This is a genomic window from Mesorhizobium sp. M1A.F.Ca.IN.020.06.1.1 (genome assembly GCF_004023265.1).
Lineage (GTDB): Bacteria > Pseudomonadota > Alphaproteobacteria > Rhizobiales > Rhizobiaceae > Mesorhizobium.
On sequence record NZ_RZSR01000883.1, the window covers coordinates 1 to 2,519 of the forward strand.

At 58.3% G+C, this 2,519-nt stretch carries 3 protein-coding genes; 1 reads left to right on the forward strand and 2 read right to left on the reverse strand.

Annotated features, from left to right (window positions below; all coding sequences use genetic code 11):
- Nucleotides 1-570 (reverse strand): hypothetical protein (locus EOA60_RS28475; protein WP_164899607.1); only part of this gene is annotated, 570 nt, incomplete at its 3' end.
- A gap of 40 nt (nt 571-610) precedes the next feature.
- Here EOA60_RS28475 and EOA60_RS37820 point away from each other — a divergent pair.
- Nucleotides 611-772, forward strand: a complete 162-nt coding sequence (locus EOA60_RS37820; protein WP_164896367.1) for a hypothetical protein — start codon at nt 611-613, stop codon at nt 770-772.
- 1,044 nt (nt 773-1,816) lie between these two features.
- On the opposite strand, the gene EOA60_RS28480 is transcribed toward EOA60_RS37820, so the two are convergent.
- Nucleotides 1,817-2,519 (reverse strand): aspartate/glutamate racemase family protein (locus EOA60_RS28480; protein WP_164899608.1); only part of this gene is annotated, 703 nt, incomplete at its 5' end.

The following is a 2,519-nucleotide window of genomic DNA, read 5'->3' on the forward strand; positions in this document are numbered from 1 at the left end:
GAGTTGGAGCTCGGGCGCAAGCCCCGCCACGCCCTCTCCGAGGCCCCATAGAGCCGAGGCGCGATACTGCGGCTCCGCAAGCCCCTCGACGAGCGCGACGAGGCGCTGCTGCTGCACTATGGTGAGGCAATTCAAGTTGGGCGCGAGAGATTGGATCACGCTGGGATGCAACAATAGGGCAGAGGGGTAGACACCTGGCAGGGGCTCCGTCAACTTGTTCCAGATGGCTTGAACCCGGATAGCCCTTTGACGGCTTTCTTGCGGCGCTGCGACCACCATAGCGCCGACGCGCAGCTGTTGATTTGTCTGCGACATCATCAGAAGATCGATCGGGCTGAGCCGCTCGGCAATCTCACCGAGCAGCTCCGGCTGCAGATGAAGGACGCTGGTGGGCTGGAGGGTGCTTGACGGTTGCGGCTCACCGCGCGTCTGCTCCACCACAGAACAGGATGATTGGCCCGGTCCTTCAACGCCAACCGCCGGTTCGGCGGGAGAATCGTCCACGACGCTATGTTCGATGGCGCCAAATACGGAGATGGGTGCCTTGCCCCGCTCCTCAATGCTCCTCATAACTCACCTCCTGTGGGACGACAAACTGAATGAGATCATCGTGTTTGTCGCGCAGCTGATGATCATCGAGATCGGGCAGTTTGCAGAAGGTCACCGGCTTGGCCAGGTTGAAGTCACGAATTTCAAACCGCTAGAAACTGCCTGCATTTTAAAAATTCCGATTCAACAGCACCGAACTGGAGACGTTCAGCATGATGGCTGATCGGGTGCGCTCCCGTGGCTTGTGGCAGGCATCAGCCAGATGTGTCGTCCTCATCGTCAAGACATCTCCGAGCAAAAGACGTGCCAGATGAACAACTGGATCTGGAGAGGTTAGTCGGGAGGCCCTCGGCGATTGCCTGCCCGGCTTTGCGAACCTTGGCAATTCGATGCACTGAGGCACCGCGCCGGCGCGGCGCTCGAGACCGAATTGCTGCGCTTGGCAGCCCGTCGCAACGGGCGCACGTCGATGGCGCGCGACCTGACGGGAAGCCATTGCGAGCGCATTCTACGCAGGACAGGTTTCGATGAGCTGGTGTTGGCCGAGCTTGGCCGACCGGATCCCCTCGTCGCCCGGACGGCTATATTGCGGCCAGATGGTCTGGTGCCGGCACCCTCTCGACATCGTTGCGCGCCCCGCGCGAGGCCGACGCTCAATCTGGTGGCCAGGTGCTGCGCATGGAAGTGCTCGCTGTCCATGGCTGTAACGCAGAGCCTGAAGACATGGTTCTGGCCGGCGCTCCGGTGCATGTGAATGCCGTACAAGCCCGCTCCTCCAGCAATCGGGACACGTCAGCGCTCCGTTCCCGCGTCGAAAACGTTTTGGCCGCCCGTGAGTCGGTCTCTGTTGATGCCGACGGGGGTCTCGCGGCGTTTGCCGGAAAAACTGGCGAGGTGGGTTCCTTGGTTCCTGCCTTCCTGGCGCCGGCAACTCCCGGCCGCACCCGGCTCAGGATTCTCGCTACCCTCCACGCACTAGACTTTTACACACCTGAATTGCTGCCGCTCGCGCGCGAGATGATCGCCGGGCAAATCCATCAGGAGGCTCAGGCAGTTGCAGCCTATCTCGCAGAGGTCGGGGATGGAGACGCCAGACGCATCGTAATCGATTGGCTCGCGACACAAGACATCGGCACCGCATCAACGTTCCGTCGAAGCTACCTCGTAGCGCTGCTCAGATATCCCGAAGGCAAGACCGCTCTTGTCAGCTATCTGCAGCGCTCGCGCGCCAACGGCCATCTTGTGGTCGAGGGACGGTTCCTGAGGGTCAGGCTCCTGCGTGGATGCGTCCGACGCTTATCTCGATCGGCAACGCAGTTTCGAAGGCCGCGAATGGATAAGCTTGCTGTTCTTCCCTAGGTTGGCTTTCTGCTCTCCACCAGTCAATGCAAGCGTCAGCAAGGATATTAATCGGGTCGACAATGTCATTGTCGTCTGCGAGATCTCCGCAGATCGCTGACAATTCACTGCAAGCTAGGATAATTTTGTCAGGTTCGAACGATCTGGCAGCTTGGACAAGTCTCATTAGATTGTCCTGCGCCTCTGTAATATTACCGGACTTTACGTCAGCTATGATCCTGACGGTATCATCCTGAAGTTTCCTGAGGCTGCGAAGAAACTTTTTGCCGAATTCCTTTTCGTTTGGTTCAGTGTAAAGGCCATTTTCCATAGATGCGCGCGTTCCCAAGGAAATTGAACGAAGATTGCGCGCCTCGCTACGACGTGAGCCCTCCATGGCTTGTCGTGTGATCTCCACCATATCGATCAGTTTTACTGACAGCGCTTGTTTAATCTCTGTGGCCCACAGATGTGCGGTATTGCAGGGGATAGCAAGTGCTCCGCATCCAGCTTTCTCTAGCCAATACGCGCGTTCCAAAATTTGCCGCAAGGGGGCGTCGCTGCCGATTGAAATTGCATGCGAACGATCAGGGATGTTGGGAAGCGATAGACAAATAAACGGGATGTGATCC